Raw genomic sequence first — 25,699 nt, 5'->3', positions numbered from 1 at the left:
GGCGCCGGCAGCGGCGTGGCGGCCGGCGCCGCCGCCGGCTGCTCCACGCCACCGGACCGGGCGGCACGGAACATGGCCTGGGCCTGGTTCGGCTTCATCAACCCCAGCCGCACCGCGTCATCCAGCAGCTTGCGTTGCGCCGCCTCCAGCCCCACGGGAGCGGCGCGCAGATCGACATAGAGCATGCCGCCGAAGGCGCCAGCCTCGGCCTGAGCTGCATGTCCGCGCAGCAGGAGCAGCGTGTCGGTGCCATCCGCGCGCGGCTCGATGGCCGCCAGCTCGGTCAGGGGGCGGATACCGGAAAGGTCGAAGCGGTATTGCCCGCGCAGCCGCAGTTCAAAGCCATCCTCTGTCTTTCGCAGAGCATGAGGCGGGACCTGGCCCAGATGCAGCACCACGCGGCCATGGCCGGCATGCTGACCGGTGCGCACGCGCACCGCGGCGGCCTCCAGGGCAGCCGGGGCCGGCTGGGCGAGAGCGGCGGCAGGCAGCAGGGCCGCCTGGGTCAGCAGCGTCGTGGCCAGCAGGAGGGGGCGGCGCATCGGGCTTACTCCCCGCCGCCTTCGGCATCCGTCCTGACACGGCCGGCATCGCGCAGCTGCTCCTCCATCTGGTCGAAGCTGGGCTGCAGTTTGGTCGGCACCGACTGCCGCCCGACCTCGACGCAGATCTGCGGCGAAAGGTTCTGCAGGTAGCTGGTGATCACCGCACGCGCGACATCCAGCATCCGGCGCTCTTCCTCGAAGACGCCCTTCAGGCGCGCGGCCATGGGCCCGACTAGGCCATAGGAGAGAAAGACACCCAGAAAGGTCCCGACAAGCGCGGAGCCGATCATATGGCCCAGCACCTCGGGACTTTCCGAAATGGCGCCAAGAGCCTTGATGATGCCGAGCACGGCGGCGACGATGCCCAGCGCCGGAAAGGCATCCGCCACCGTCTGCAGCACCTTGGCGGGCTTGATATCCTCCGCCGCCCGCTTCTCGATGGCGGCCTCCATCATCTCGCCCACCAGATGCGGGTCCTTGTTGTTCAGGGTGATGGTGCGCATGGTGTCGCAGACCAGCCCGGCCACGGCCGGGTCGCGGGCGATGCGCGGGTAGCGCGAGAAGATCGGAGAATTCTCCGGCTTCTCGATATGCTTCTCTAGCTTCGCGGCGCCTTCCTTCTGGTGCGTCCGCAGCAGCAGGTAGAGCAGGCTGAGCAGGTCGCTGTAATCGACCCGCTTCCAGCGCGAACCCTTGAACACCGTCGCGAGCGACTTCAGCACCTTGGCGACGCCGGCACCGTCATTGGCGATGAACATGGTCATCACGCCCGAGCCGCCGATGATCAGCAGCTCCGGCCCAAGCGCGCCCAGGATCACGGCGAGATGGCCGCCGGCGATGAGATAGCCGCCGAAGATGGCGACGAAGACTCCGATTATTCCGGCGATCTGGATCATCGATGCGGTGGCCTTGCCTGTGACGCTGCGGGTAGCTCGGGCAGCCGGCGGGCGGGGGGCCCGGGCTGTCGTCTGCTTTGCTCGTATCATTTCGCACAAGCTCGTGCTATAGGATTTTTCGCATAAGCATGGAGCTTCCCGCATGCCCAACCCGGTCGCCCCGCCGGACCGCCTGACCCGCGCAGCCGCCTCGGCGGTGGAAAGCCATGGCGCTTCGGAAACACTTGGCCGCTTCACCCTGCCGCGCCCGGTCGGCCGCGCACTCCGCAATGCCGCCGAAAGCACCGGTGTCGGCTTTGAGGTGCTGGCCGCCAAGGCGGCGATCGAAAGCGGCTTCCAGCCTTCGGCCCAGGCGCCGACCTCCTCGGCGCGAGGGCTTTTCCAGTTCATCGACCAAACCTGGCTGGATGCGGTGCGGCAGCACGGCGCCGCGCACGGGCTGGCGCAGGAGGCCGCGGCCATCACCCGCGGCGCCTCCGGCCGCTTGACGGTGGCCGAGCCCGCCGAGCGCGCCCGCATCCTGGCGTTGCGCGACAACCCCGAGATCTCGGCGCGCCTCGGTGCCGAGCATCTGAAGGACGTATCCGACGCGCTGGCACCAGTGCTGGGCCGCAAGCCGGATGTGGGGGAGTTGTATCTGGGCCATTTCCTGGGCACTGGGGGCGCCGCAAAGCTGCTGCGGGCCGTGGCCAGCGAGCCCGGCCGAGCCGCCTCGGACCTGCTGCCGGAAGCCGCTCGCGCCAATCGGTCGCTGTTCCGCGGCGGTGATGGCGCCCCGCTTTCCGCCAGCCAGTTCCTGGAGAATATCCGTGGCAAGGTAGGGCAGGTCTATGCCCAGCTCGGCCTGCAGGCGCCGGCGGGGCCTGTGGAATTCGCCGCCGTCAGCACCGAGGCCAAGCCAGGCGAGGCCATTGCCAGCAGCGAGCCCTTCTGGTGGGGCAGCGGCGCGCCGGCCCGGGTGGCGCATGCGCCCGAACGGATGATGGCCTCGGCGCTGGTGGAAGTCTTTAACCGCATGGGGCGGGGGCAGGCGGCGCAGGAGGCCGGCAGCAGCGGGGGTGCCCAATTGCCCGGCCCCTTGCTGGAAGCGCTGCGGGGAGAGGCGGTGCCCACCCCCACAGAGACGGCGCGCCGCGCTTATGGCGGCGCCAGCGCCTGATCCTTCAGGCCTGGGCGGCAGCCAAGCTGACGCTGCCGCGCCGCTGCTTCTCCAGCCGCACATCGCCGCCATGATGCAGGCCGGCGGCATAGCATTGCCGCACCGCCGCCAGCATCAGGCGCGAATGCTGCCAGGGCAGGGGCGCGCCCGGCATCACCTCGCGCTGGGTGGTATCGACCACCGCCAGCCCGCCATCCCACTCCTCCAACGCAAAGTCGCGAGACAGCCCTGCCAGCCCGTCGCGCCGGCCCAGCGCGGCTGCCTTGATCATGGCGGCCTCGCCCTGAGCGGGCCAGGGCGTGGCGATTTCGGAAACGGGAAGGGGTTGGGGGCGCATGGCGGGGGCCTTTCTGCGGAACGGTTCCTATTCCTCGCAACAGGAACAGGGCAAGTCAATTATTTTTCGCATTATAGCTTCTGATCTGCGAAAAACATCAAGATGTTTCGTTGGCCCTGTCACCCTACCTGGCGGTCGAAAAACTTTCGGAGCCGCTATGCCGCAGCAACGCCAAGATGGCTGCAATCCTCGACATCAACCGCCCCGATCGCCCTGGCCAGTACCGGTATCATGCTTGGCGCCCTACCGGACCTGCCCCTGCTACCCGCACCCCTGGCATTGGCACCCTTGCCGCTTTTTGCTGCCGCCCTTTGGCTGCGCCATCGGCGGGAGTGCCGCGGCGCGGTTGCGTCAGTTGCGCCTGCATGTGGCGCTGCCGGAAACAACCCCTGGGATGCGGGAAGCGACCTTGGCCTTTCATGCGGCCATCCCGGGATGCTGGCGGGCCCATCGCCGCGGCTGGCGGGTGGAGTTGCGGCAGGGCAGTGGCAGCGGGGCATGGCAGATGCTGCTGGCGCGGCCAGGCACCGCGAAGCTCCTGACGCCACTGGCAGCGGCTGGCGCGCGCGCTGCTGCCGCGCATAGGGGGAAGCGGAACTGCAGGATCGCAGCTTCCGATTTCCGCTGTCCGGCGGAGGCGAGATCACCATGCTGGCGGAAGGTGGCTATGTCCTGTGGGAGGGGCAGGACCATCGCGCCATTGCCGCCGAGGTGGCGGAAGGATTGATCCGCCACCTCGGCACCAAGGCCGGCGGCCACAAGGGCCGCCGGCACGGCTCAGCGCCGGGCTTCGGCGGTCCGGAAGGGGTCGCGCCGGCCGGCGATCTCCTGCGTCACCGCAAGGGCGGAAAGCGGTTCCATATTGGCCAGGATCGGTCCGGCCTGCCGCTCCGGGATCTTCAGCAGAATGGTGGCGGCACGCGGTGGCTCCAGCTTGTCCAGCACCTTTGCCGCCTGCTGCGGCCGCATGTTGACGTAAAGCGCCACCAGCGCGTCGATATCGGCCTCCGCGGCCGAGCCCTCCCGCACCACCAGCCGCTCCACCTCCTCCCGCAGCCGGGCCAGTTCGGCGATCTGGCTACGCGCCAGCCCCTCGGCAGCCTGGAGGCGGGCCTCGCGCAGTTCCAGCGCCCGCTCACGCCGCTCCACCTCGGCCTGCCGGCGGCCCACTTCGAGCAGCAGGCGGCCTTCGCCAGGACGGTCCTCGCCCAGCGGGCTGGGGCGGGCAGGGCCGGCCAGTGTCTCCGACACGCGGGGGAGCGCCGTCACGCCCTCGCGCAAGGCAACCGGCTGCCGCGGCGGAGCCGGTGAGAGCATCGGCGGCGAAGGGCTGGCCTGGGCGGGCCAGAACGCGGCCAGCCCCTCCAGCCGCCCGGGCACCAGCGCCAGCAGGCCCAGCGCCATCAGCGGCAGGCCCAGGCGCGGCCCGAACAGCCGGCCGCGCCAGGAGGGCGGAGATGCGGCTTTGGTCATGTTTGCGATCTCCTCGGACTCAGTCGAGCGTCAGGCGGAAGATCCGCCGCTCAGCCAGGACCGGCGCCGGCGGCACCAGCACCATCTCGCTGGCCAGCAGGCGCTCAATGCTGGCCTCGGCAATGTCTTCCACGCTGGTAGGCACCTCCGGCAACAGAACCGAAGACAGTGGGGCAGGGGCTGCCAGCAGCGGTTTGTCCACCTCGGCGTCCAGCACCGAGGCAGGCGCGCCACGACCAGCCAGCCGCTCCGCCAGGCCCAGGGGCTCCGCCAGCTCGCGCGGCGGCGCGGCGGCGCGGGCGGCCTGCAGCTTGCGGTTCTGCCGCAGCGCCTGGTCCAGCCGCGCCGCCACTTCCTCCGCCTGGCGAGAGGCGGCGGTCAGTTCCTGCGCCACGCGGCGGCAGGCCTGGATCTTGCCATCCACCTCGCCGATGCCGTCGCGGACCTTCTGCACGATGCCGCCAGCCGAGTTGTCCAGGCGCCGCGAGGCGGCATCCAATTGCTCGATCACATCGCCGGCCGAATCCAGTGCCACGCGCAGCCGCCCCATGCGGCGGTAGAGCAGGACGATCCAGCCTGACTGCGCCGCCAGCACCGTCAGCGCCGCGGCATCGAGGATCTGGGCGTAATTCATGGGCATTCTCCTCAACCCTCCAGCGCGGGCGCGTCGCCCGGCCAGGCTTTTTCGATCACGCACTCCTCCACCCGCAGCACCACGCGGTCGTCCCGCGCCGCCATGCGAGCGCGGCAAACCAGCAGGCCCTGGCAGAAGACATCGAGGCTGTCCTCCGGCCGCCGGTCCAGCGTCACCACCGCGCCCGGCTGCCAGCGCGCCACCTCGGAGAAGGGCATCACCCGGCTTTCGATCACCGCCGTCAGGTCGGCGCTGGCGCGCGGCAGTTCCTCGGCCAGATGGGAGCGCCAGATGGTGTCGCCGCCGGTCTTCTTGCCCAGCACCTCCTGGCTCAGCAGGTCGCGCACCGGCTCGATGGAGGCATAGGGCAGCAGGAAGTCGATATGCCCGCCGCGTCCTTCCATGGTGATCTCGGCGCGGAAGGTCAGGGCGGCGGCGGTGGGCTTGGTAATCAGCGCATAGCCGGGCGTGATCTCGAAGCGCTCCAGCCGGAAGGTGGCGGGGGAGACGGCCTCGAAGGCGCGGCTCATGTCCTGCGTCAGCAGGCCCACGAACTTCTCCACGAAGGCACGTTCGATGGGCGTATAGGGGCGGCCCTCGATCGGCTGCACCGCGTTGCGCCGCCCGCCCAGCAGGATATCGACGATGGAGCCGATGAGCTGCGAATCGAGGGCGGCGAGGCAATAGCCGTCCCATTCCTCGATGCGGATGATGCCGATCATCGCCGGCAGGGTGATGGTGTCTAGGAAGGCGCCGACGCGCACCGGGCGCATGCGGTCGATCACCGCATCGGCATTGTCGGCGGTGAACTTGCGGATGCTGGTGGTGAGCAGCCGGGCCAGCCGGTCCACCACGATGTCCAGCATCGGCAGCTTCTCGTAGCGCACCGCGCCACCGACAAGCGCTTCCAGGCCGCTTTTCGGCGGCTCCGGCTCGGCCACCACATCGCCGCCGAAAAGGTCGTCGATGTCGCCCTGGCCCATGGCGACGCCAGCGGCGCCCCAATCGGCCATGGCATCGGCCATCGGATCCTGGGAAGGGGTATCCTCGGTTCTGCTCATGGCTTCAGGCAACCACGAGGCCGGTGATCAGCACGTCGCGGACACGGCCCTCGCCCAGCAGCAGGTCGAGCCGGCGGTGCAGGTCGCCGCGCAGCCGGTCCATGGCCAGCGCCCCTTCCAGCTCGCCGTCCCGCAATGTGCGCAGATAGAGCAGGAGGCTGTCATAGACGCGCGGGCTCATCAGTTCCGGCGGCGGCTGGCCAGGGTCCGCGGCCACTTCCATGGCCAGCTTCAAGCGCAGCTGGCGCGGCCGCCCGGCATTGGGCAGCGTCAGCGTCATCTCCGGCAGCTCAACGAAAACCGGGCGGGTGGCGGGAGAGGGGGCAGCGGCACCACCTTCCTCCGCCGGTACAGCATTCAACATGATTGTTTTTCGCATAATGTCCGGCGCGCCAGGAACAAGGAACCAAGCCGTTCCCGCGCCGCCGCCAAGCAGCAACAAGGCCGCTGCGCTGAAAAGCAGCATGCGGCGGCCCTTCTTTCCAGATTTTTTTGCAGAACCATCGGTGGTCGTGGCCGACATGGCGGGGATCTCCCGGCTAGAGCGATTTTTCGCGCGACAAGAGCAACGGCGGCAGATATAACCCGATGCGCTTTCGCATTCCACGCCAAAAAGCATGTGGCGCCGCAGACAATGCAGCCTGCCAGGACCGGCGGGTGGAATGCGAAAGATGGATGGCCAGAACGGGACAAGCAGGTTTTCGATGCAGCAAGTCAGCACGCTCCGACCCGGTTTCGACCTTGCTGCCCTGGGGCCCGCGCTGGCCAGGCTGGGGCCGGCGAAGCTGGGCGCCATGGGCGTGGTGGCCGCCGCCGCCATTTTGGCCGTGGTGCTGGTGGCCCGCTCGCCCCAGGCCACCAACGGCCTGCTCTACGCGGGACTGGAGCCTTCCGAGGCCGGGCGGATCGTCGCGCGGCTGGAAGAGATGAAGGTGCCGGTGGAAGCGCGCGGCGATGGCACCGTGATGGTGCCGGCCGAGCAGGTGGCGCGGCTGCGGATGCAACTGGCCAGCGAGGGCCTGCCGCGCCAGACCGGCGCCGGCTACGAGCTGCTCGACCAGGCCAACCCGATGCAGATGACCTCCTTCATGCAGCGCATCCAGCGGGTGCGGGCGCTGGAAGGGGAACTGGCGCGCACCATCATCACCATGCAGGGCCTGCGCACCGCGCGCGTGCATATCGTGCTGCCGGAACGTGAAAGTTTTTCGCGTGACGCGCCGCCGCCCACCGCCTCGGTGACCGTGACCACCTCCGCCGGGCAAAGGCTGGGCTCCTCCCAGGCCGCCGCCATCCGGCTGCTGGTGGCGGGCGCCGTGCCGCGGCTGCGGCAGGAGGATGTCTCGGTGGTCGATCCCTCCGGCATCGTGCTGGCGGCCGATGGCGGCACCGGCGCCGTGGCCGGGCGGATCGGCGAGCTGCGCCAGGCGCAGGAACACGCGCTGCAGAAGTCGGTGCTGGACCTGCTGGAACCGCTGGTCGGGCGCGGCAAGGTGCGCGCGGTGGCCTCGGTGGAGATCGAAGGCGCCCGCACCGTGGCGCGGGCGGAGACCTTCGACCCGATGGGGCAGGTGGAGCGCGGCCGCCAGACCCAGACCGAAGCCGAGAGCAGCGAGGACGGGCGCGGGCAGCAGCCGGTGACGGTGGGGCAGAACCTGCCCAACCAGCAGACCGGTGGCGGCGCCAACCGCAGCGCCACCAATGCCCAGCGCAACAACGAGACCGTCAATTACGAGATCTCCTCCAGGATCGAGGAAACCACGCGGGAGCCGGGCGCGGTGAAGCGCGTCAGCGTCGCCGTGGTGGTGGATGGCGTGGCAGGGCCGGATGGCAGTGCGCAGCCTCGCCTCAAGGAGGATTTGGACCGCCTCGCCGCCCTGGTGCGCTCCGCCGTGGGCTTCGACGAGAAGCGCGGTGACCGTGTCACTGTCGATACGCTGCGCTTCGTCCCCGACGAAGGGGCCGGCAGCCTGGCTTCCAGCGAGGATCAGGGTGGGCTGCGGCTGAGCGGCACGCAGATGGTGCTCGCCGCCCTGGTGCTGCTGGGCAGCCTGGGCACCGTCCTCTTCCTGCTGCGCCGCCGCCGCACCCGCCTGCGCCGCCTGGCCGAGGAACTGGCCGCCGCCGAGGCCGCCGCCGCCGCCGAGGCCGCCATGGCGCTGGACCCGATGGAGGAGGCCATCGCCACTGTGGGCCAGGACATCCAGATCCGCATCTCCTCGCTGAATGCCCTGAATGAGTTGATCGACACCCGCCCGGAGGAAGCCCTGGCCGTGGTGCGGGCCTGGATCGAGGAAGGGACGCCGGCATGATCGTGAAGGCTCGCCCCTATCTGCCGCCCTCGCTGGGCGCGCTGCTGGCCGGAGAGGATGGCTCCGCCGCCGCCCGGCGGCAGGAAGAGGACCGCATGCGCGCAGCGGCCTTCGAGGCAGGCCACCGCCGCGGGCTGGAAGAAGGCCTGGCGCAAGGCCGTGCCGAAGGGGCCGCGCAGGCCCAGGAAGAAGCGGCGCGGAGGCTGGAGGCCGAGGTCGCGCAGCGCGGCAGCCAGGGTGCCCATCGCGCCGCCCAGGCGCTGGAGCATTTGCTGGCCGCCCGCGCGGAGGACCGCCGGGCCCTGGACACCGATGCGCGGGTCGCGCTGGTCGCCGCCCTGGAAGCCGTGCTGCCCAGCCTGCTCGCCCGCGCCGCCGGCGCCGAGGTGGCCGCCATGCTGGCCGAGACCCTGGCCGAACGCGGCGAGGACGTGATCCTGCTGACCGCGCATCCCGAGACCCTGGCCGCCATCCAGGCGGAAGGCTTTCCCCCGCTGCAGGAAGCGCCCGCGCGCCTGCGGCTGCTGCCCGAACCCAGCATGCCGCCCGGGAGCGCCGAGGCCTCCTGGGTCTCGGGCGGCCTGATCCATCGCCCGGATGCCCTGGCGGCCCGGGCCCTCGCTATCCTCGACGCGCCGCGCGCGTCATCCGATCCTTCGCAGGAGATTGAGCCATGAACAGCGAACTTCCCGCCGGGGCCGAGAACCCGTTCCTTTCCGACCGCAAGCCGCGCATCATGGACATTCCCGTCAATGTGCAGGTGGTGCTGGGCAACAAGCGCCTGCCGATGGCGGCGCTGTTCAACCTCAGCCGCGGCTCCGTCATCGAATTCGACAAGAAGGTGGGAGAGCCGGTGGACCTGCTGGCCAATGAGCGGCTGATCGCGCGTGGCGAGATCCAGATCACCGACGATGGCCGGCTGTCGATCTCGATCACCGAGATCGTCTCCTCCGCCGCCTGATCCGCAACCCTTCCGATTCACGCAGGCAGAATGCCGCATCTCCGCCTCCTGACCCTTGCCTTGGGCCTGCTGCTGCTGGCGGCTGCCCCGGCGCTGGCGCAAAGCGTCTCGCTCAGCCTGGGGCCGCAGGGCGCCAATGCTGTGGCCAGCGGCGGGCAGAGCCTGACCACGAATGTGGTGGGCCTGATCGTCATCACCACGCTGCTGGCCATCGCGCCCGGCATCCTGGTGGTGGCCACGGCCTTCACCCGCATCGTGGTCGTGCTCTCCATGCTGCGCACCGCGCTGGGGCTGCAGCAGTCGCCGCCCAATACCGTCATCGTCTCGCTGTCGCTCTTCCTGGCCGCCTTTGTCATGGCGCCGGTGCTGGAGCGGAGCTGGAACGATGCCGGGCGGCCATTGATCGAAGGCAGCATCACCGAGGAACAGGCCGCCGAACGCGCCATCCGCCCTTTCCGCGACTTCATGGAAGCGAATGTGCGGGAGCGGGAGCTGGCGCTCTTCATCGACATCGCCAAATGGCAGCCGGCCTCGGGTGCCGTCGCCGGCCCGCTGCCGCGCGAAAAACGGACGGAGGTGCCGCTGCATATCCTGGCTGCCGCCTTCCTGGTCTCGGAACTGACAAAGGCCTTCCAGATCGGCTTCCTGTTGTTCCTGCCCTTTCTGGCCATCGACATGGCGGTCAGCTCGGTGCTGATGGGCATGGGCATGATGATGCTGCCGCCCTCGGTGATCAGCCTGCCCTTCAAGCTGATCTTCTTTGTGCTGATCGATGGCTGGGCCCTGGTGGCCGGCGCGCTGGTGCGGGGCTTCTCGACATGAGCGGCACCCTGCTGCGCATCCGCCGCAAGCGCCGCCTGGCCGCCGCCCTGCGCTGGGCCGTGGCGCAGCAGCCTACCATTCCCACCGGGGCGCTGGCACCGCTGGCGGAGCGGCTGGAGGCCATCGCGGCACAGCAGCAGCTCGATATTCCAGCCAGCGCAGACCTGCCGGAGCGCCTGGCGCGCATCGCACCTGGCGGCGCCGCGCCGCCAGAGGTGGTGGCCATGCTGGCCGCCCTTCTGCTTCCCCTTCTCACCCCGCCCGTCCGGAGCACCGAACCATGAGAGCCCCCGAAGCGCGCCGCGCCCTGCGCCCCATGGAAGCCAGTGCCGGCAAGGTCGATCCGCTCGCCGATGTCGCCGTGCTGTTCATGACGCTGGACGAGGACCGCATCCAATCCTTGTTCGGTCGACTGGAAGAACAGGAAATTCGCCGCGTCAGCCGCGCCATGGCCAATCTGGGCAAGGTGGATATCGACACGGTGGAGCGCGTGATCATGCGCTTCCGCGCCGAGGTCGGCCGCACCGGCACGGTGATCGGCACCGCCGAGACCACCGAGCGGCTGCTGAAACGCCTGCTGCCCAACGAGAAGGTCAGCGAGATCATGGACGAGATCCGTGGTCCCGAGGGCAAGACCATGTGGGAGAAGCTGGCGAATATCTCGCCGGAGGTTCTCGCCACCTATCTGCGGACCGAACTGGCGCAGACCGCGGCGGTGATACTGGCAAAGCTGCCGGCGATGCATGCGGCGCGGGTGCTGGCGCTGCTGCCCGAGGCCTCGGTGGACGAGATCGTGCTGCGCATGGTGCGGATGGACAGCATCCAGAAGGGCGTGCTGCAGGATATCGAGCAGACGCTGCAGAAGGAATTCATCACCAATCTCAGCCGCTCCTATGAGCGCGACAGCTCGCAGATCGTGGCCGAGATCATGAACCGCGCCGACAAGGGCCTCGTCGAGCACCTGATGAAGCATATCGAGGCGCGTGAGCCGCATGCGGCCAGCCGCATCAAGCGCATCATGTTCACCTTCGACGACCTGATCCGCGTCGACCGCACCACCTTCGCGACCCTGGTGGCCGAATGCCCGGCCGACAAGCTGCAGGTGGCGCTCACCGCCGCCAGCGTGGAGCTGCGCGAACTGTTCCTCTCCAGCATGTCCGAGCGCGCCGCCACCATGATGCGCGACGAGATCGAGAACATGCCGGCGCAGCGCCGCAAGGCCATCGAGGAAGCGCAGACCGACATCATCACCATCGCCAAGCGCCTGGCCGATGAGGGCCGCATCTTCATCCTCGACGAGGATGAGGTCGGCAGCACCGAGTAACCATGGGCGCCGGGGCCAATCCCATCGATCCGCTTTCCCGCCCCGGCGCACCGGGGCGGGAGGCGGAGGCCGGCTATGCCGCCACGGCACGCGTGGTCGGCATCGTGCCGCCGCGCGGCAGCCGGGAGGAGGAGGTGCCGCCCGTGCTGGACCCACCGCCGGCGCCGGCGGGACTGGATGGGCTGATGCCGGGAGGCGAGGCCGGGCTGGTGCTGCCGCTGGTGCTGGCAGCCTTGCGGCCAGAGTTGCGGCTCTGGCTGGGAGAGGCCCGGCTGGCCCGCGCCGCCAGCGCCATGCGCCTGCCCGAGAAGGCCTTGCTGGGCCTGCTGGGCGGCGCACCGCTGCCGCCTGCCTCGCTGGGCGATGCTTCCCTCTGGGCGGGGCAACGCCTGCCCTTGCAGACTGGCGGCGCTGCCGGCTGGGTGGAGTTGTTCTGGCGCCCCGACCGGCCGCAGGGCGGCAGCCGGCAGTCTGGCCGGCATGCGGAACGTGGCGCCTTCGCCATTCGTCTGGTGCTGCCGGTCACCGGGCGGATTGAGTTGCGCGGCCGGCTGGAAGGCCGCCGCCTGGACGCGGTGATGGAAACCGCGCATCCGCTGGCGCGAGGCATGGCCGCCGATCTGGCGGAGGCTTTCGACACGGTGCTGCACCGCCTGGCGCTCTGCGGCAGCCTCACAGTAAGGCACACGGAACAGGATCGCCGCACTTGAATGCGAAAAATCTCCGAGCTAAGGTGATGCCCGAGCAGAAACCGGATCACCCCGCCGCATGAGCGCCGATCACGACAAGCGCCCGATCATCGTCAAGAAGCACCATGCTCCGCATGACGATGAACATGGCGGCCAATGGAAGATCGCCTATGCCGACTTCGTCACGGCGATGATGGCCTTCTTTCTGGTGATGTGGCTGCTGTCCTCCACCACGGAGGCACAAAGGGATGGCATCGCGCAATTCTTCAACGCCTCCTCCATTGTCAGCCTGCCGGCCGGCAATGGCGTGCTGAATGGCGGCCCTTCGGTCATGACGGCAGGCGAGTCCCGCACTGATCCGCTGACGCCAACCAGCGACGGCGGGCTGCGGCCGGACAGCGATGGCGGCGAGTCTGCGAATAACGGTGAAGCGGCGCAGACCGCCGCCGCCCGCCAGGACGGCGGAATTCGCGACCCGATCGACCGCCAGCGCCTGGAGGCCATGAAGGCCGAGATCGAGCGCCAGCTCGGCCCCGACGGCGGCGCGCTGCACGACTTCGTGCAGAACCTCCGCATCGAGATGACCTCGGAGGGTTTGCGGCTGCAGATCTTCGACCGCGACGGCGCCCCCATGTTCGCCCCGGGCGCGACCGAGCCGACGCCGCGCCTTTCGCGCATCCTGGAAGTGCTGGGGGGCGTGCTGGCCACCGTGCCCAATGCGGTGGTGCTGGCGGGCCATACCGATGGCCAGTCCTTTTCGCGCGGCGCCTATGGCAATTGGGAACTCTCCGCCGACCGCGCCAACAGTGCCCGCCGGGTGCTGGAACGCCAGGGCGTGCAACCCGCGCGGATGTATCGCGTGGAAGGCAAGGCCTCGGTGGAGCCCTTGTTGCCGGAGGCGCCCGCCGATCCGCGCAACCGCCGCATCGCCATCACGGTGATGCGGGCCGACGCAGTCGCGCAAACCGCGCGCCGCGCGCCGGAGCCGCGGCGATGACGCCGCGGCACCACCCGGCTGTCCGGCAGAAGCCGACGCCGGTCCCGCCCAGAACGGGCCGGGCCAGCCATGGCCCGACTGCAAACGCCTGAACCCCAAGACCCATAGCCACAGCAGGGACCGCCGATGACGGCCATCAACGCACTCCGCACCAGCGTCTCGGGCCTCAATGCCCAGGCCACGAAGCTTTCCGGTATTTCCAACAACATCGCCAATAGCTCCACCGTGGGCTACAAGCGGGTCGATACCCAGTTCGAGAGCCTGGTGCTGGAAGGCTCCTCCAACGGCGCCTCGGCCCTGGCCGGCACGGCCGCGACCAACCGGGTGGAGATCAGCAAGCTGGGCCAGGTGCAGGGCACCGGCATCGACACCGACATCGCTGTCAACGGCAACGGCTTCCTGGTGGTGAACGAGGGCGCGGGGAGCGACGGCAAGTATCTCGTCACCCGCGCGGGCTCCTTCCGCTCCGATGCCAATGGCAATCTGGTGAATGCGGGCGGCTACTATCTTCAGGGCGTGAAGCTGGGCGCCGATGGGCTGCCGCTCGGCAATGTCGGCGACAACAACGTGGACAGCCTGACCACGGTGAATGTCAATGACATCAGCGTCGCCTCGGCGCCGACCACCACCATGACCTTCTGGGCCAATCTGCCTTCCGGCCAGACCGCCTTCAAGGACACGCCGCAGGACGTCAACACCAATATCAGCAGCGTCGATTACTATGACGCGCTGGGCGCCACCCAGACGCTGACCTATCGCTTCATTCCGCAGACCGCGGCCAGCCCCACCAGCGCCAGCACCAATACCTGGCTGGTGCAGATCTTCGACAGTGCCACTGGCGGTGATCCGGCGCTGCCTGCGACCGCCGATGCGCGGATGGTCGGGCAGGTCGAGATCAAGTTCCACGGCGCTGATGCCGGCCCCAACAAGGCCGGCACCATCGAGAGCATCGCCGATGCCGCAGCGTCGGCCACGGTCGCTGGCACCTATGGCGGCAACACATCCGCCGTCACGGCCACCATGGGCAAGTACGACCCCAACCTCGGCACGCTGACCATGCAGCTCGGCAGCATGACCCTGCCGGTCAAGATCGGCGTGCCGGAAAGCGCCTCGGGGCTGACCCAGCTCAGCGGCAGTTATGTGCCCACCAAGATCGAGAAGAACGGCTCCGCCTTCGGCATGCTGGAGCGCGTCTCGATCGAGGATGACGGCAAGGTGGTCGCCACCTTCTCCAATGGCCAGAGCCGGGCGATCTACCAGCTGAAGCTGGCGGTCTTCCCGAACGCCGACGGCCTGAATCCGGTCAGCGGCGATGCCTATGAGATGTCGCGCGCGGCGGGTGCCGTGCGGCTGCTGACAGCCGGTGAAGGCTCGGCCGGCACCACCTCGGGCGGTGCGCTGGAATCTTCCAACGTCGATATCGGCACGGAGCTGACCAACCTGATCGAGACGCAGCGGGCTTACAGCTCCAATGCCTCGGTGGTCCGCACGGCCGACCAGATGCTGGAAGAAGCCACCAACCTGAAGCGGTGACGCCCCTGGTGGGGCCGCCGGTGCGGCCCCGCCGTTATGCGAAAAATAATTGTTAGCCGGAGCTTCTGCCATGTCCCTGCAAGCCGCGCTGAGCACTGCCCTGACCTCGCTGGCCGCCGAGCAGCGCGCCTCGGCGGTGATCGCCAACAACGTGGCGAATGCGCAGACGCCCGGCTATGTGCGGCGCGACCTGCCGCGCAGCGAGAACCTGGTGGGCTCCAGCGGCCAGGGTGTCGCCACCGGCGTGACCCAGCGTGCCGCCGATACGGTGCTGGCCGCCGCCTCCCGCACCGCCGATGGCGCCGAGGCCTTTGCCGGGCGTATGCGGGCGCTGCTGGAGACCTATACCAGCGTGATCGGCCAGCCGGCGGATGAACGCTCGCTCTCCTCCCGCCTTGGCGCCTTTCAGGAGGCGATGACGGCGCTGTCCGTCACGCCGGAGAATGCCGTGGCGCAGAGCCAGGCGCTCTCGGCGGCGCAGGATCTGGTGGATAGCTTCCACGACATGGACGCGGCCGCCTCCAAGGTCCGCACCGATGCCGACCTGGGTGTCGCCACCGACGTGGATGCGGTGAATACGGCATTGCAGAACCTGAAGGAGGTGGACCGGCAACTGGCGCAGGCCTCGGCACGTGGTGCCTCCACCGCCGAATACGAGGATAAGCGCGACACCATCCTCGCCGACATCGCCACCAAGCTGCCGATCCGCATCTACGACAACGGGCCTGGCAAGCTGCTGGTGACCACCGATGGCGGCAGCACGCTCTATGACAGCGGCAATGTCCACCGATTATCCTTCACCCATACGCCGGGCATTCCTTCCGACATCCGCCGCAACGGCACGGCGCCTTATACCGACGGGCTGTCCGATATCACCGTCGATGGCATGAAGCTGCGCCTCTCGGAGAGCGGCAGCATCGCCGCCAATCTGAAGATCCGCGACGAGGTGATGCCGGGATTCGCCGATATGCTGGACCAGGTGGCCGGGCATCTGGCCGGAACCTTCCAGCAGGCGGACCCATCGCGGAGCGGCATGCAGGCGGGCCTCTTTACCCGTGATGACGATGGAGACGGCGTGGGGGCGACCGACTTCGATGCCGGCGCACCCGTCACCGGCATGGCACGGACCATCGCCATCAACCCGCAGGTGGACCCCGACCAGGGCGGCAAGCTGTGGCGGATGCGCGATGGCATGCAGGCCGGCACGGAAGGCAATGCCTCCGGCAACAGCATCATCCTGGGCTGGCTGGATGCCATGGAAACCAGCCGCAGCTACCCTGCCTCCACTGGCCTGCCGGCTTCGATGGGGCTGTCGCAGGCGGCCGCGCAGACGGTCGGGCTGATGCAGGGGGAGCGCGCGACCTGGACCGACCGTGCCGCGACCCGCGGCACCATCGCGCTGCAGGCACGGCAGGACCTGACCAACAAGACGGCGGTGAATGTGGATGAGGAACTGCAGCGCCTGCTGATGGTGCAGCAGACCTATTCGGCCTCCGTGCAGGTCATCCAGGCCGCCACCAAGATGCTCGACCAGCTCACCAGCCTCGGCGGCTGACAGGAGATTCCGTGATGATGGACCGTGTTTCCCCCGCCGGCATCGCGATTGGCCGCCAGGCCAATCTGCAAAGCCTGCAGGCGCAGCTGGCACGCGCGACGGCCGAGATGTCCTCCGGCCGCAAGAGCGACCCGGCGCGCGAGATGGGCGTCGGCGCCTCGCTGCTCTACCGGCTGCATGACGACATTCAGCAGGGCAGCGCGATCAAGAACAGCACCAGCCTGGCCGGCGAGCGGATGAAGACCATGCAGACCGCCATGACCTCGGTCGGCAAGATCTTCGAGGATGTCTCAGCGCAGATCCTGCAGGCCGATGCGTTGAAGCAGCAGAGCTACGGCACGCTGGCCGCCGACACGCCGGATCTGCTGGCCTCGATCAGCGACCTGCTGAACACCGACTTCCAGGGCCAGAAGGTGTTTGGCGGCACCGACAGCGGCAGCTACCCCTTGCAGGACATCGCCAAGTTGCCGGCGCAGGTCCAGTCCATGCTGGATGCCGCGGTGGCCGCCAATGGCGACGCGCCCCTGGATGCCACCGGCGTGGCCGGCCTGATGCAGGATATCGAGGATATCTTCGCTGGGCCGGGCTCCGCCTTCTACAGCCTCTATTACGGCTCATCCTCCACCACGGGGGATGGCAAGCCGAACATGGTGCGCATCGGCGAGGGCCAGACGCTGGCCTATGATGCGCGTGCCGACAATGCGGCCTTCCGGGATGCCTTCAAGGCCCTGGCCATGACCTCGCTGCTGGGCAATGGCGGCGGCAAGCTTGGTGACGATGCCAAGGTGGCACTGGCCGACCGGGCCGGCGAGCTGATGCGCGGCGCCCAGGGCGGCCTGACCACCCTGGCGGGCACGCTGGGCACCAAGCAGGCGCGGCTGGAACGGGTGGCCGAGATCCAGAGCCGCGCCGTCGATGCCGCGGCGGCGCAGATCAACGATCTGGAACAGGCCGATTACTACACGCTCTCCGACCAGATCAGCACCATGCAGATCCAGCTGCAGGCGACCTATTCGATCACGGCCCAGCTCTCGAAGCTGAGCCTGGTGAACTATCTCTAAACCCCTATCCGAGCGACGGAGAAGCCGACGTGAACCTCCTGATCAGCCCTGGCTTCAGCAACCCCTATGTGCCGCTGGCGCTGGAGGAAGACGACATCGCCACCTTCAGCGCCATCGCCGAGGCCCTAGGCTGCACGCCTGAGGAATGTGGCGAGGGCTTCATGATGGCCACGCCCCTGGCCCGCGACGCGGCGGTGATGCTGTGGCGCGGCGCCGTGGCGGCGATGCCGCAACCGGAAGTGCCGCAGACTGCCGCCCGCATCCAGCGGCTGCGGGATACGCTGGGCACGCTGCGGGCGCTGCTGGGCCTCGACCCTCTGCTGATGCCCATCGATGCACTGGCCGAGGCCGGCCTGCGCTACCGCATCTGAAAGACGGGGAGGTCCGACATGCTGCGCCGTCTTCTTTATGCCGCCGCCGCCTGTGCCTGCCTGGCCACGACGCCAGCCATGGCCCAGGTGCGGCTGAAGGATATCGTTTCCATTGAAGGCGTGCGCGGCAACCAGCTTGTCGGCTATGGGCTGGTCATCGGCCTGCAAGGCACGGGCGACCAGTTGCGCAACACGCCCTTCACGCAGCAGAGCCTGACCGCGATGCTGGAGCGGATGGGCATCAATGTCGCCGATGCGCGGGTGCAGACCCGCAACACCGCAGCCGTGATCGTCACCGCGACCCTGCCGCCCTTCGCGCGGCAGGGCACACCGATTGACGTGCAGGTCTCCTCGCTGGGCGACAGCCGCAGCCTGAACGGCGGGACCCTGATCGTCACGCCGCTGATGGGCGCGGATGGCGAGGTCTATGCCGTGGCCCAGGGGCCGGTGGTGGTCGGCAGCTTCCAGGCGGCGGGGCAGGCGCAGAGCATCTCTTCCGGTGTCACCACGCAGGGGCGCGTCCCGGGCGGCGGCCTGGTGGAGCGTGAGGTGCCGGTCAGCCTGCGAAACGTCGACAGCATTCGCCTGGCGCTGCGCTCGCCCGACTTCACCACCGCCATCCGCATCGAGGAGGTGGTGAATGCCCGCTTCGGTCCCGGCAGTGCCACCGCGCTGGACCTGGGCACCGTGGAGGTGAAGGTGCCCTTCGGCCTCCGTGACCGGCTGCCGATGATGGTGGCGCAGATGGAAGGCCTGACGGTGCGGCCCGAGACGCCGGCCCGCGTGGTGGTGGATGAGCGCACCGCCACCATCGTGGTGGGTGCCGAGGTGCGCGTGGAGCCGGTGGCCATCACCCATGGCAACCTGGTGATCCGCGTCACCGAAAGCCCGGTGGCCAGCCAGCCCGCGCCCTTCTCGAACGGCGAGACGGTGGTGCTGCCACGGACCCAGGTGGAGGTGGATGATCAGCGTGGCCGCAAGCTGGCGGTGCTGCCCCGGGCCAATACCCTGCAGGCGTTGGTCAATGGCCTGAATGCTTTGGGACTGGCCCCGCGCGACCTGATCTCGGTGCTGAACGCCCTGAAGGCCAGTGGCGCCCTGCATGCCGAGTTGCAGTTCATCTGAGCCGGTTCAGCAATGGCCGGCGGCGGTGCGCCAGCCGGCATGGGCCAGCTCGCCCAGGTGTTCCTCCAGCCCGGCGGCGCGCAGCGCTTCCAGGCTGGCCCAGCCATCCGGCAGGTCCACCCGCACCGGATGCAGGCTGAGCCCGAAGGCGGCCTCGTCCTCCGGCCAGCCACCTTCCCAGAGATCGACATGCCAGCGCGCCTGCGCCTCGGTCGCGAAGGTGGCCACGGCGCGGCGGCCCGCGCCATTCAGCTTGGACCAGCAGGACTGGGTTGGCAGGCGGCCCACGTAGAGGCCAAGCGCCTGATGGACCAGCACGAAGCCTCTGGCTATCGCTTCGGCTTGGTTGCGGGGCCGCGCTGTCATTGCCACCCTCCTGGCCGGCCGCCAAAGCCGTCCCGCGTCCATCCATTGCTGAACATGGGTCGGCGTGTTGGAGGTGCCGGCTCCGCCATGGGAAGCGCTGGCTCCAGCAAAGCCGTGATATCGAGTTGCAAGCCGTTCCAGCCGGGAGGGCGCGGCAAGGGGCCATTCCTGCCAGGCTGAGCGGCTGATAGGGGCGCGGCATGGAAGCCCCTTTGCTGCCAAGGGTCAGGCTGAGCCAAGGCAGATGGCACTGGCGCCGAGAAGAACGCCAGGCAACTGGTGAACAACAGAAGGCCAGCACAACGGCGCATCAGCACAGCACTCTTCTAACGGGATTTGTCTCAATTTATGCCTTATAGCGGCACTAGTCTCGATGTTTTCGGAGGAATTTGAGCCTCTTCTTCCCCGAAAATCCGTTAATTCCACATTAAAGCATTGATTTTTAATGCTTTCCCCAAGAACGAACGTTCTTATTTTTTGGTAGACTTCACCTGCAGGGTGAGTAAGAAAATTCTTACACACGCAATACGCGAACTCTGGTTGCAAGACACACCTGGACAGTTCGCCCCTGAACCGGAAGATCTACCGATGCTGGGACTGACGCTGCTGCTGACAAAGGCCGCAACCACGCTGGACCAGTTCTGCCTCGCGCGTATCAGCCGGGATGCCGGTGTGCTGACGCCGGAGTATTTGGACCCATCGTTGATACTAGCTGCTGAAGATTCCCCCACCGCCGCGGAAGCGGCGTTGCGTGCAACATTGAACCAGATCGCGGCACAACTTCAGGTTGCCGGGGCGGCCAATAGCGTCCGCGCCATTCTTCATGATCACGAAAATGGGCGGCGGCAGACCGCACTCCTGGCACTGGCCGGTGCTGCGCCGTGGCAGATGACGCGCCAGTTGCCGGACGGCGGGCAGGTTCACTGCCGCCTTGCCGCCGATGGACAGGTTTATCTGCTGGCTGGGGGCCCCACAACCGGCGCCACCCATGCCCCGCATGCGATGCGCGGTTATGGCGAGCGGCTCTGGATCCTGCCTGCCGATCATCCTTGTGCCGATGGCCAGACTCTGCCTGCCGAGCCGCCAACCCGCACCAATGGCGCCAGTCTGGACAGCCTGTCGCTTGATGCCGCGCTGCGCGACCTGATGTTGCGTCTGGCCGCCGCTGGGGAAGCCACTCTGCTGGCCGATATCCAGGCCCTGCCGCAGGAGGCCCTTCTGGTGCCCGAGCCTGCCGAGGCGCTGCCGCAGGCGCCCGCCGTCGCCGCCTGATCAGCAGGCGAGGCGATAGAGAGCCCGGGAGGCAGCATCGCGCACCGCCTCCCAGTCCGGGTCGCGCTGCCGCGCGGGTACCCGCATCACGGGCGCAACTCCGGCCCGCAACAGGAGGCTGCGTAGGTCTTCCAAGGGAATCGCCGCGGTCAGGCCACGGCCGCCGGCATAGACCACCCCCACCACCTGCCCGGCCGCGTCCAGCACAGGACCACCGGAACTGCCGCCATGGGCCGGCGCATCGATTTCAAGCCGCCAGCGCAGCCGGGCTGCCTGGGCAGGGCCGAAGTACCGCAACCCGTCCTCCCAGCTCGGCTCCACTTCCTGGCCCTGCCGGTCCGTCATCACGAAGCTGACGGCGCGGCCTCCTTCCGGGTCATGCACCGTGAGGGTGGCGCGCAGGATTGCGCCGCGTGTGCTGTGCAACTGGCCGGCGAAATGGCGCTCCGTACCGCTGGTCGGATAGCCGAGGGCCAGCACCGGCGTACCGCGTGGCAGGCGCTGTGCCGCCGAGAGAGGCAGCACCGCCTCCCCCGCACTAGGGCCTTGTAGCAGCGCCAGGTCGGCATCGGCATCGAGCACCGCCACCCGCCATGCCCCCCCACGGCCTTCCACCCGCAGCGGCAGGCCCTGTGCCTGGCAGCGCAAAGCCACATGCGCATTGGTCACCAGCAGGCCAGGCGCCACGGCGAAGGCGGAACCAGACCACCCGCCGGCCACCATCGACACAGGGGAAGCCGCTGGCTGGGCCGGCCAGGTTGCCGCCGCCGCCAGCAGGGCCAAGCCTGTTCCGGAAGCCACCACTCCGCCGATCCAGCGCTTCATCCGCATTTCGGTCTTGCGAAAAACAACTACGTGCTAACATGCCGCCGGCGCCCTTGCCAAGTCGCCATCACACCCGGAGGAACGATGCGGGGCCTGCCCATCCTGATCCGTTTGGCGCAGCAGCGTGCCGATGAACGGCGCGCCATCCTGGCCGAAGCCGAGCGCCAGACCCTGCTGGCGACCGAGATGCTGGCTGGGCACGAGGCGCATCTGCGGCAGGAAGCCGAAAGGGCACGCGGCCAGGCGGAAGAAATGGCGCTGTGGGCGGATTGGTCACGCATCGCCGCCGGGCGCCAGCGGCAATTGCAACGCGCCCTGGCCGCGCTCCAGGCGCAGGAGGAACAGATCCGTGACGCGCTGCGCGAGGATTTCGCCGAGATCAAGCGGCTGGAAATCGCCCGCGACGCAGCGGCCGAAGCCGCCCGCCGCCATGCCGCGCGCCGCGCCGAACGCGTGGCCGAGGATGCCGAGCTGCGCCGCGCCGCGCGTTAGGACGCGCGCTTCAGCCGCTCCAGGTCCGGGTTTTCCTTGAAGCGCGCCCAGGCACCGAGAAGTTCCTTCAGTTGCTCCTCCTGGCTGGTGCGCTCGCGCCGCATGATCTGCATGCGCTTGCGCAGCTCCAGGATCAGGTGGCCGCGCGGCAGGTCGGCGCCGGTCTCGAAACGCTCCAGAAAGATCCTGCCAAGTTCCGGATCATCCCGCTCGATGCAATAGGCTGCATAAGCCAGCACGGAACCGCGGCCGAACTCGATCATCTTGCGGCCGAAGGTGCGCATCTCCAGCAGGCGCGGATGCTGCTCGACGATCTTCATCACCTCGGCCGGGGTCGGCTTGGCATTGCGCACGCCGGCGGGCTTGAGTTCATGCTTCCACAGCAGCACGGCGGCGGCAGCCACCAGCGGCTTGTCGCCAAAATTATCAAAGGCGGCGCCGAGCTGCGGGCCGCGCTTGGCATGGATGTCGTAGGTGGCATAAGCCTCCTCCGGCAGCCCACGCATCACCGGCACCTCGATCGCCTCGCCCGCCTGGATCACGGCGGACAGCCGGTGCTGGCCGTTCAGCAACCGCCCGTCGCGGGCGAAGCAGATGGGCTGGGCATTCATCATCCAGTTGCCGGCGCGGATGTCGCGCGCGATGGCATCCACATGCGCCGCCACGATCTTGCGGTTGCGCGTGTTATGCGTGAGGTATTCCTCCGCCATCTGTGGCGTGATGGTCTCGATCACCAGCGGGAAGACGCCTTCCTCGCTGGACAGCTTCTTCACCGCCTCGCGCAGCTTGCCGGCGGTTTCCTCGGTCTCATCGGCATGGCCGGGGTCGTTCAGCCCGGCATAGCCCTCCAGCGCCGGGAAGTCCTCGCCCTTGGTGGGATTGGCGGTGGGGTCGATCCAGGTATAGCTGCGCTGGTGCTGGCCGCTGATGGTGGCGTTCAAGGCCTTGATGCAGACGGCGAAGAGCGTCACCGGCTTCAGACGCGTCGTCGGGTCGCCACGCGTGATGTCGATCAGGTCGCGGATCCGCGCACCTGGCTCCATGGGCGAGTAATTTTCGGGATTGGCGATGGCATCGAGGAAGTTTCGCGTTGCTTCCGGCGCCGCGCGCAGGCCCATGAAGAGCAGCGGGGTGCGCACCGCCTCGGAGAGTACGGTGGCTTCGTGTTCCAGCGACAGCTTGACCGCCGCTTCCAGATCCGGATTGGCGCGCAGCACCCGGTCCATGCGGGACCAGGAAGCGGTGCCGGCGCCGCGCAGCATCTTGCCATCGTCGTAGCGGATCAGCTTGACCAGCGCCGATTGCAGCGCATGGGCATGCGGGATGCCACGGGTTTCCAGCACGCCGGCAAAGGAGCGGCGGCGCTGTTGGTCGATGGTATGCAACACATCATCGGGGATGTTCTGCGCCAGCACGGTCAGGAAGGGCGTATCCGCCTTGATGCAGGCCCGCAGCCGCTGCACCCCGTCCAGCAGCACGCCGGTGCGGGAGAGGATGAGCGGCATGCCATTGAGGATCCAACGGCCTTCCCGCATCGATTCGGCATAGGCGGCGATGGCGGCCGGGTTCTCGGAAGCGGTGGGGCGCTTGCGGCTGAGCAGTTCCGTGGCACCCTGGGGGGTGATCAGCTCGATCGAGAAGGCGGGCACGTCAGCACCGCCGCCCTGGATCTGCACGATGCGGCCACCCTGCAGGGCCGGCTGCCTGGCAACCCCGTGTCCTGCCTGCCGTGCGGTCGCCTTCGCGCGTGCCATCAACTCTCTCCTGTTCTTCCGCTTTCGCGGGTTCTTGCCGCCTTGCCGCCGCATCAGGAAGGCAGCCCTTCTCCTCGTTTACTCTTTTTTCGCTTTTCTGCCTAGAAGCAAAAATTCGCCACGCCGGCGATGAACGCCAAGTCAGCCCAGCGGTTGCCTGGCACCCATACCAGCGCCGACCCGGCTGGAGGCGACAGGAAGGCCGGAAGCCGAGGCCGGAAGGATGGATTTGCTTTACCATTGTCTCGAAGCGAAATATGGCAGTTTCCGCGCCGTGGTGCTAGAAACGCGGTGCCGCCAAAATCGGTGGACGTGCTGGAACCCCAGTTTTGCGAAATATCTTGGTTACAGGAGAAGCCTCATGACCCGAGCCGCCCCTTTCTTTGTCAGCCACACCATCCGCCTGAGCCGCAGCGAGGTGCTGGAAGCACTGCGAGGCGCCGCCCTGGCGCAGGTGCGGGATACGCTGCGCCTGGCCGATCCCTCTGCCCGCAGCGTCGAGCTGGAGACCCGCCTGCTGGCCGGGGGCGCCGTGGAGATCGACAGCGCTGCCGTGGCGATCGAGGCGCGGCTGCCGGATGAATTCGCTCCGCTGCTGCGCCAGGGCAGCGCCTGGCCTGCCCCCCCTTCCACCGCCCCGCTTTATGGCCCGCCGGTGCCGGCGGCGCTGGAGCCCGCGCTGGCCTGAGGCAGCCCGCCGCCGCGCCTTGCAATCGCCCGGAGCGCGGGCTTTGCTGCGAGGCGCAGCGAAGGGGTCCCGGCATGGTGACGCGCCCGAAGCCGGGGCCGGATGGCGGCTGGATGGTGGAAATTGGCAAGGGGCCGGCTGCCTTCGGGCGGGGCGGCTTCGCCGATGCCGCCGCCGCCGCCGCCTGGGCGGAGATGGCCGCGCAATGCGTGAAGCCCTCCACCATCCGCCTGGGCCCGCGCCGCCTGCTGGGCACCATGGCCGAGGCGCTGCGGCGCTGGGCCATCGACCAGGGCACGCTGCCGGAGGCTGAAGGCGGCACGCATCTCGCCCCTGTCACCCGCCTGGCCGAATTGATGGCCGACCCTGCCTGCGCCCTGCCCCTGGCCGCCCTTCAGCCGGAAGACCTGGCGCTGCTGCGCGCCCGCCGCCGTGCCGCCCTGGGCAGTGAGGCCGCGATGCTGCTGGAACAGGCGGCCCTGGCTGCTGCCATCGATGCGCTGCGCGACCTTTACCTCCCCGATCTGCCCAATCCCTTTCTCCGGACGGCGCCGGACGGCCTCACGCTGATGGAGGAGGCTGATTGCGCGCGGCTGCTGCTCCTGTTGCAGCAGCATGAGACCGGGCTGGCCCGCGCGGTGGCGCTGCTGCTGACCACCGGAGCGGCTCCGGCACGCCTCTTCTCCGCCACCTTGCCGGAGTGCCTTTCCAAGGCGGGCGACGGCCTGTGCCTCGGCGGTCTGTTGCGACCCTGGCCGGCCGGGCTGGCGCGACCCCAGGAGCCTCTTGGCGCCCCCCTGCTGGGAGCGTTGGATGCCGCGGCACTGGCACAGGAACTGGAGAACCTGAGCCATCGGCTGGGACTCGCTTCGCTGACCACCGAAACATTGTGGCTGACCGGGTTGACTGTGGCCCTGCGTGATGGCTGCCACCTCGACGAGGCCATGGCGCTGGCCGGGCTGCATCAGGCGTGCCTGTCTGATGGCCCGTGGTGACAAAAACCGCATGCATGGAAATCCGCACGCCATCTTGTGCGAAACTGTTGCAAGGGAAATGCGAAATTTGTACATATGAGGAACGGCGACGCGCCGGCCCGACCGTCGGGCCGGGTCGGCCCTCCTAGAACGGGACTCAAAGATGAGCTTCTTCGGCAAGCCCAGCGGCGGGGAGCCCCGCATCACCTATGAACGCATCGACCTGACCGCCAATAATGCGGTGCTGGCGCCGGTCGCGCCCAGCTTCACCACCCGCCCCGCCCCTGCATCCACGACCGTGGTTCGCCCCACCCCGACAGCGGAACCCCTGGCCATGCTGATCGCGGCCGACAGCGAGCTGGAAGGCCGCCTGCGCTCGCGCGGTGCTGTGCGAATCGAGGGCGTCCTGCGGGGCGAACTGCATGCCGCATCGGTGGTGGTGGCGCCGGGCGGTCTGATCGAAGGGCTGGTGACGG

Annotated in this window: 29 protein-coding genes; 19 read left to right on the top strand and 10 right to left on the bottom strand. The window is 68.5% G+C overall.

Annotated features, from left to right (window positions below; genetic code table 11):
• Both IBL25_RS13370 and motA read right to left on the bottom strand, forming a co-directional pair.
• The coding region (locus tag IBL25_RS13370; protein WP_187779044.1) for a hypothetical protein at positions 1 to 542 on the bottom strand (542 nt) is incomplete at its 3' end.
• Positions 543 to 547: 5 nt separating this feature from the next.
• Complete coding sequence (gene motA / locus IBL25_RS13365; protein WP_187779043.1) at positions 548 to 1,441, bottom strand: flagellar motor stator protein MotA; 894 nt, start codon at positions 1,439 to 1,441, stop codon at positions 548 to 550.
• A 142-nt stretch (positions 1,442 to 1,583) separates the two neighbouring features.
• On the opposite strand from motA, the gene IBL25_RS13360 reads away from it, so the two are divergent.
• Complete coding sequence (locus IBL25_RS13360; RefSeq protein ID WP_187779042.1) at positions 1,584 to 2,600, top strand: lytic transglycosylase domain-containing protein; 1,017 nt, start codon at positions 1,584 to 1,586, stop codon at positions 2,598 to 2,600.
• Positions 2,601 to 2,604: 4 nt separating this feature from the next.
• On the opposite strand, the gene IBL25_RS13355 is transcribed toward IBL25_RS13360, so the two are convergent.
• The 5 genes from IBL25_RS13355 to IBL25_RS13335 form a co-directional block, all read right to left on the bottom strand.
• Positions 2,605 to 2,937 (bottom strand): hypothetical protein, encoded by a 333-nt coding sequence (locus IBL25_RS13355; protein ID WP_187779041.1) that lies wholly within the window; start codon positions 2,935 to 2,937, stop codon positions 2,605 to 2,607.
• A gap of 777 nt (positions 2,938 to 3,714) precedes the next feature.
• Positions 3,715 to 4,410 (bottom strand): MotE family protein, encoded by a 696-nt coding sequence (locus tag IBL25_RS13350; RefSeq protein WP_187779040.1) that lies wholly within the window; start codon positions 4,408 to 4,410, stop codon positions 3,715 to 3,717.
• 19 nt (positions 4,411 to 4,429) lie between these two features.
• Positions 4,430 to 5,044 (bottom strand): hypothetical protein, encoded by a 615-nt coding sequence (locus IBL25_RS13345; RefSeq protein WP_187779039.1) that lies wholly within the window; start codon positions 5,042 to 5,044, stop codon positions 4,430 to 4,432.
• An 11-nt stretch (positions 5,045 to 5,055) separates the two neighbouring features.
• Positions 5,056 to 6,105, bottom strand: coding sequence for a FliM/FliN family flagellar motor switch protein (locus IBL25_RS13340; RefSeq protein ID WP_238940407.1), 1,050 nt, complete (start codon positions 6,103 to 6,105; stop codon positions 5,056 to 5,058).
• Between the two features lie 4 nt (positions 6,106 to 6,109).
• Positions 6,110 to 6,469, bottom strand: a complete 360-nt coding sequence (locus tag IBL25_RS13335) for a flagellar basal body-associated FliL family protein (RefSeq protein ID WP_238940406.1) — start codon at positions 6,467 to 6,469, stop codon at positions 6,110 to 6,112.
• A 340-nt stretch (positions 6,470 to 6,809) separates the two neighbouring features.
• Between IBL25_RS13335 and fliF the strand changes: the two genes are divergently transcribed.
• The 13 genes from fliF to IBL25_RS13270 all read left to right on the top strand — a co-directional run bounded on the left by fliF (position 6,810) and on the right by IBL25_RS13270 (position 18,852).
• Positions 6,810 to 8,414, top strand: coding sequence for a flagellar basal-body MS-ring/collar protein FliF (gene fliF, locus IBL25_RS13330; RefSeq protein WP_187779038.1), 1,605 nt, complete (start codon positions 6,810 to 6,812; stop codon positions 8,412 to 8,414).
• Positions 8,411 to 9,091, top strand: a complete 681-nt coding sequence (locus IBL25_RS13325) for a FliH/SctL family protein (RefSeq protein WP_187779037.1) — start codon at positions 8,411 to 8,413, stop codon at positions 9,089 to 9,091. Before fliF ends, IBL25_RS13325 begins: the two co-directional genes overlap by 4 nt.
• Positions 9,088 to 9,375 carry a FliM/FliN family flagellar motor switch protein gene (locus tag IBL25_RS13320; protein ID WP_187779036.1) on the top strand — a complete coding sequence of 96 codons (288 nt, stop codon included), beginning with the start codon at positions 9,088 to 9,090 and terminating at the stop codon, positions 9,373 to 9,375. The genes IBL25_RS13325 and IBL25_RS13320 overlap by 4 nt, the downstream gene beginning before the upstream one ends.
• Before the next feature lie 30 nt (positions 9,376 to 9,405).
• A complete protein-coding gene (gene fliP, locus IBL25_RS13315; RefSeq protein WP_187779035.1) occupies positions 9,406 to 10,197 on the top strand; it encodes a flagellar type III secretion system pore protein FliP in 792 nt (263 codons plus the stop codon).
• The gene (locus IBL25_RS13310) at positions 10,194 to 10,481 is read left to right on the top strand and encodes a hypothetical protein (RefSeq protein WP_187779034.1); all 288 of its coding nucleotides are present in this window, start codon (positions 10,194 to 10,196) and stop codon (positions 10,479 to 10,481) included. Before fliP ends, IBL25_RS13310 begins: the two co-directional genes overlap by 4 nt.
• Positions 10,478 to 11,521 (top strand): flagellar motor switch protein FliG, encoded by a 1,044-nt coding sequence (locus IBL25_RS13305; RefSeq protein WP_187779033.1) that lies wholly within the window; start codon positions 10,478 to 10,480, stop codon positions 11,519 to 11,521. The genes IBL25_RS13310 and IBL25_RS13305 overlap by 4 nt, the downstream gene beginning before the upstream one ends.
• A gap of 2 nt (positions 11,522 to 11,523) precedes the next feature.
• Positions 11,524 to 12,231 carry a hypothetical protein gene (locus IBL25_RS13300; RefSeq protein ID WP_187779032.1) on the top strand — a complete coding sequence of 236 codons (708 nt, stop codon included), beginning with the start codon at positions 11,524 to 11,526 and terminating at the stop codon, positions 12,229 to 12,231.
• Between the two features lie 58 nt (positions 12,232 to 12,289).
• Positions 12,290 to 13,207 (top strand): flagellar motor protein MotB, encoded by a 918-nt coding sequence (locus IBL25_RS13295; RefSeq protein WP_187779031.1) that lies wholly within the window; start codon positions 12,290 to 12,292, stop codon positions 13,205 to 13,207.
• A 126-nt stretch (positions 13,208 to 13,333) separates the two neighbouring features.
• Entirely contained in the window at positions 13,334 to 14,740 is a 1,407-nt protein-coding gene (locus tag IBL25_RS13290; RefSeq protein ID WP_187779030.1) for a flagellar hook protein FlgE, read from the top strand.
• Between the two features lie 70 nt (positions 14,741 to 14,810).
• Complete coding sequence (gene flgK / locus IBL25_RS13285; protein WP_187779029.1) at positions 14,811 to 16,295, top strand: flagellar hook-associated protein FlgK; 1,485 nt, start codon at positions 14,811 to 14,813, stop codon at positions 16,293 to 16,295.
• A gap of 14 nt (positions 16,296 to 16,309) precedes the next feature.
• Complete coding sequence (locus IBL25_RS13280; protein WP_187779028.1) at positions 16,310 to 17,356, top strand: flagellin N-terminal helical domain-containing protein; 1,047 nt, start codon at positions 16,310 to 16,312, stop codon at positions 17,354 to 17,356.
• A gap of 29 nt (positions 17,357 to 17,385) precedes the next feature.
• Positions 17,386 to 17,727 carry a polysaccharide deacetylase gene (locus IBL25_RS13275; RefSeq protein WP_187779027.1) on the top strand — a complete coding sequence of 114 codons (342 nt, stop codon included), beginning with the start codon at positions 17,386 to 17,388 and terminating at the stop codon, positions 17,725 to 17,727.
• Between the two features lie 18 nt (positions 17,728 to 17,745).
• On the top strand, positions 17,746 to 18,852 hold the full coding sequence (locus IBL25_RS13270) for a flagellar basal body P-ring protein FlgI (RefSeq protein WP_187779026.1): 1,107 nt from the start codon (positions 17,746 to 17,748) through the stop codon (positions 18,850 to 18,852).
• Between the two features lie 6 nt (positions 18,853 to 18,858).
• On the opposite strand, the gene IBL25_RS13265 is transcribed toward IBL25_RS13270, so the two are convergent.
• A complete protein-coding gene (locus IBL25_RS13265) occupies positions 18,859 to 19,218 on the bottom strand; it encodes a hypothetical protein (protein WP_187779025.1) in 360 nt (119 codons plus the stop codon).
• 588 nt (positions 19,219 to 19,806) lie between these two features.
• Here IBL25_RS13265 and IBL25_RS13260 point away from each other — a divergent pair.
• A complete protein-coding gene (locus IBL25_RS13260; protein ID WP_187779024.1) occupies positions 19,807 to 20,490 on the top strand; it encodes a hypothetical protein in 684 nt (227 codons plus the stop codon).
• Here IBL25_RS13260 and IBL25_RS13255 read toward each other — a convergent pair whose 3' ends face one another.
• Complete coding sequence (locus IBL25_RS13255) at positions 20,491 to 21,315, bottom strand: S1 family peptidase (protein WP_187779023.1); 825 nt, start codon at positions 21,313 to 21,315, stop codon at positions 20,491 to 20,493.
• 84 nt (positions 21,316 to 21,399) lie between these two features.
• Between IBL25_RS13255 and IBL25_RS13250 the strand changes: the two genes are divergently transcribed.
• Positions 21,400 to 21,807 (top strand): hypothetical protein, encoded by a 408-nt coding sequence (locus tag IBL25_RS13250; RefSeq protein ID WP_187779022.1) that lies wholly within the window; start codon positions 21,400 to 21,402, stop codon positions 21,805 to 21,807.
• Here IBL25_RS13250 and IBL25_RS13245 read toward each other — a convergent pair.
• Entirely contained in the window at positions 21,804 to 23,561 is a 1,758-nt protein-coding gene (locus IBL25_RS13245) for a hypothetical protein (RefSeq protein WP_187779021.1), read from the bottom strand. The genes IBL25_RS13250 and IBL25_RS13245 overlap by 4 nt on opposite strands.
• A gap of 361 nt (positions 23,562 to 23,922) precedes the next feature.
• On the opposite strand from IBL25_RS13245, the gene IBL25_RS13240 reads away from it, so the two are divergent.
• The 3 genes from IBL25_RS13240 to IBL25_RS13230 form a co-directional block, all read left to right on the top strand.
• Entirely contained in the window at positions 23,923 to 24,249 is a 327-nt protein-coding gene (locus IBL25_RS13240) for a methionyl-tRNA synthetase (RefSeq protein ID WP_187779020.1), read from the top strand.
• Positions 24,250 to 24,323: 74 nt separating this feature from the next.
• Entirely contained in the window at positions 24,324 to 25,244 is a 921-nt protein-coding gene (locus tag IBL25_RS13235; RefSeq protein WP_187779019.1) for a hypothetical protein, read from the top strand.
• 142 nt (positions 25,245 to 25,386) lie between these two features.
• Positions 25,387 to 25,699, top strand: a 313-nt coding sequence (locus IBL25_RS13230) for a bactofilin family protein (RefSeq protein ID WP_202986769.1), incomplete at its 3' end; no start/stop codon positions are given.

It is taken from the genome of Pseudoroseomonas ludipueritiae (assembly GCF_014490445.1).
Lineage (GTDB): Bacteria > Pseudomonadota > Alphaproteobacteria > Acetobacterales > Acetobacteraceae > Pseudoroseomonas > Pseudoroseomonas ludipueritiae.
Note: the sequence above shows the minus strand (reverse complement) of the source record. Positions and strands in the feature narration are given on the sequence as shown.

Excerpts from the sequence above, each read along its gene's own strand:
- flgK (WP_187779029.1), top strand. The coding sequence starts at position 14,811 with ATGTCCCTGCAAGCCGCGCTGAGCACTGCCCTGACCTCGCTGGCCGCC.
- IBL25_RS13260 (WP_187779024.1), top strand. The coding sequence starts at position 19,807 with ATGCTGGGACTGACGCTGCTGCTGACAAAGGCCGCAACCACGCTGGAC.
- IBL25_RS13325 (WP_187779037.1), top strand. The coding sequence starts at position 8,411 with ATGATCGTGAAGGCTCGCCCCTATCTGCCGCCCTCGCTGGGCGCGCTG.
- IBL25_RS13310 (WP_187779034.1), top strand. The coding sequence starts at position 10,194 with ATGAGCGGCACCCTGCTGCGCATCCGCCGCAAGCGCCGCCTGGCCGCC.
- IBL25_RS13265 (WP_187779025.1), bottom strand. The coding sequence starts at position 19,218 with ATGACAGCGCGGCCCCGCAACCAAGCCGAAGCGATAGCCAGAGGCTTC.
- IBL25_RS13355 (WP_187779041.1), bottom strand. The coding sequence starts at position 2,937 with ATGCGCCCCCAACCCCTTCCCGTTTCCGAAATCGCCACGCCCTGGCCC.
- IBL25_RS13255 (WP_187779023.1), bottom strand. The coding sequence starts at position 21,315 with ATGAAGCGCTGGATCGGCGGAGTGGTGGCTTCCGGAACAGGCTTGGCC.
- IBL25_RS13250 (WP_187779022.1), top strand. The coding sequence starts at position 21,400 with ATGCGGGGCCTGCCCATCCTGATCCGTTTGGCGCAGCAGCGTGCCGAT.
- IBL25_RS13300 (WP_187779032.1), top strand. The coding sequence starts at position 11,524 with ATGGGCGCCGGGGCCAATCCCATCGATCCGCTTTCCCGCCCCGGCGCA.
- fliP (WP_187779035.1), top strand. The coding sequence starts at position 9,406 with ATGCCGCATCTCCGCCTCCTGACCCTTGCCTTGGGCCTGCTGCTGCTG.
- IBL25_RS13245 (WP_187779021.1), bottom strand. The coding sequence starts at position 23,561 with ATGGCACGCGCGAAGGCGACCGCACGGCAGGCAGGACACGGGGTTGCC.
- motA (WP_187779043.1), bottom strand. The coding sequence starts at position 1,441 with ATGATCCAGATCGCCGGAATAATCGGAGTCTTCGTCGCCATCTTCGGC.
- IBL25_RS13350 (WP_187779040.1), bottom strand. The coding sequence starts at position 4,410 with ATGACCAAAGCCGCATCTCCGCCCTCCTGGCGCGGCCGGCTGTTCGGG.
- IBL25_RS13295 (WP_187779031.1), top strand. The coding sequence starts at position 12,290 with ATGAGCGCCGATCACGACAAGCGCCCGATCATCGTCAAGAAGCACCAT.
- IBL25_RS13335 (WP_238940406.1), bottom strand. The coding sequence starts at position 6,469 with ATGTTGAATGCTGTACCGGCGGAGGAAGGTGGTGCCGCTGCCCCCTCT.
- IBL25_RS13345 (WP_187779039.1), bottom strand. The coding sequence starts at position 5,044 with ATGAATTACGCCCAGATCCTCGATGCCGCGGCGCTGACGGTGCTGGCG.
- IBL25_RS13305 (WP_187779033.1), top strand. The coding sequence starts at position 10,478 with ATGAGAGCCCCCGAAGCGCGCCGCGCCCTGCGCCCCATGGAAGCCAGT.
- IBL25_RS13280 (WP_187779028.1), top strand. The coding sequence starts at position 16,310 with ATGATGGACCGTGTTTCCCCCGCCGGCATCGCGATTGGCCGCCAGGCC.
- IBL25_RS13340 (WP_238940407.1), bottom strand. The coding sequence starts at position 6,105 with ATGAGCAGAACCGAGGATACCCCTTCCCAGGATCCGATGGCCGATGCC.
- IBL25_RS13320 (WP_187779036.1), top strand. The coding sequence starts at position 9,088 with ATGAACAGCGAACTTCCCGCCGGGGCCGAGAACCCGTTCCTTTCCGAC.
- IBL25_RS13360 (WP_187779042.1), top strand. The coding sequence starts at position 1,584 with ATGCCCAACCCGGTCGCCCCGCCGGACCGCCTGACCCGCGCAGCCGCC.
- IBL25_RS13240 (WP_187779020.1), top strand. The coding sequence starts at position 23,923 with ATGACCCGAGCCGCCCCTTTCTTTGTCAGCCACACCATCCGCCTGAGC.
- fliF (WP_187779038.1), top strand. The coding sequence starts at position 6,810 with ATGCAGCAAGTCAGCACGCTCCGACCCGGTTTCGACCTTGCTGCCCTG.
- IBL25_RS13270 (WP_187779026.1), top strand. The coding sequence starts at position 17,746 with ATGCTGCGCCGTCTTCTTTATGCCGCCGCCGCCTGTGCCTGCCTGGCC.
- IBL25_RS13235 (WP_187779019.1), top strand. The coding sequence starts at position 24,324 with ATGGTGACGCGCCCGAAGCCGGGGCCGGATGGCGGCTGGATGGTGGAA.
- IBL25_RS13290 (WP_187779030.1), top strand. The coding sequence starts at position 13,334 with ATGACGGCCATCAACGCACTCCGCACCAGCGTCTCGGGCCTCAATGCC.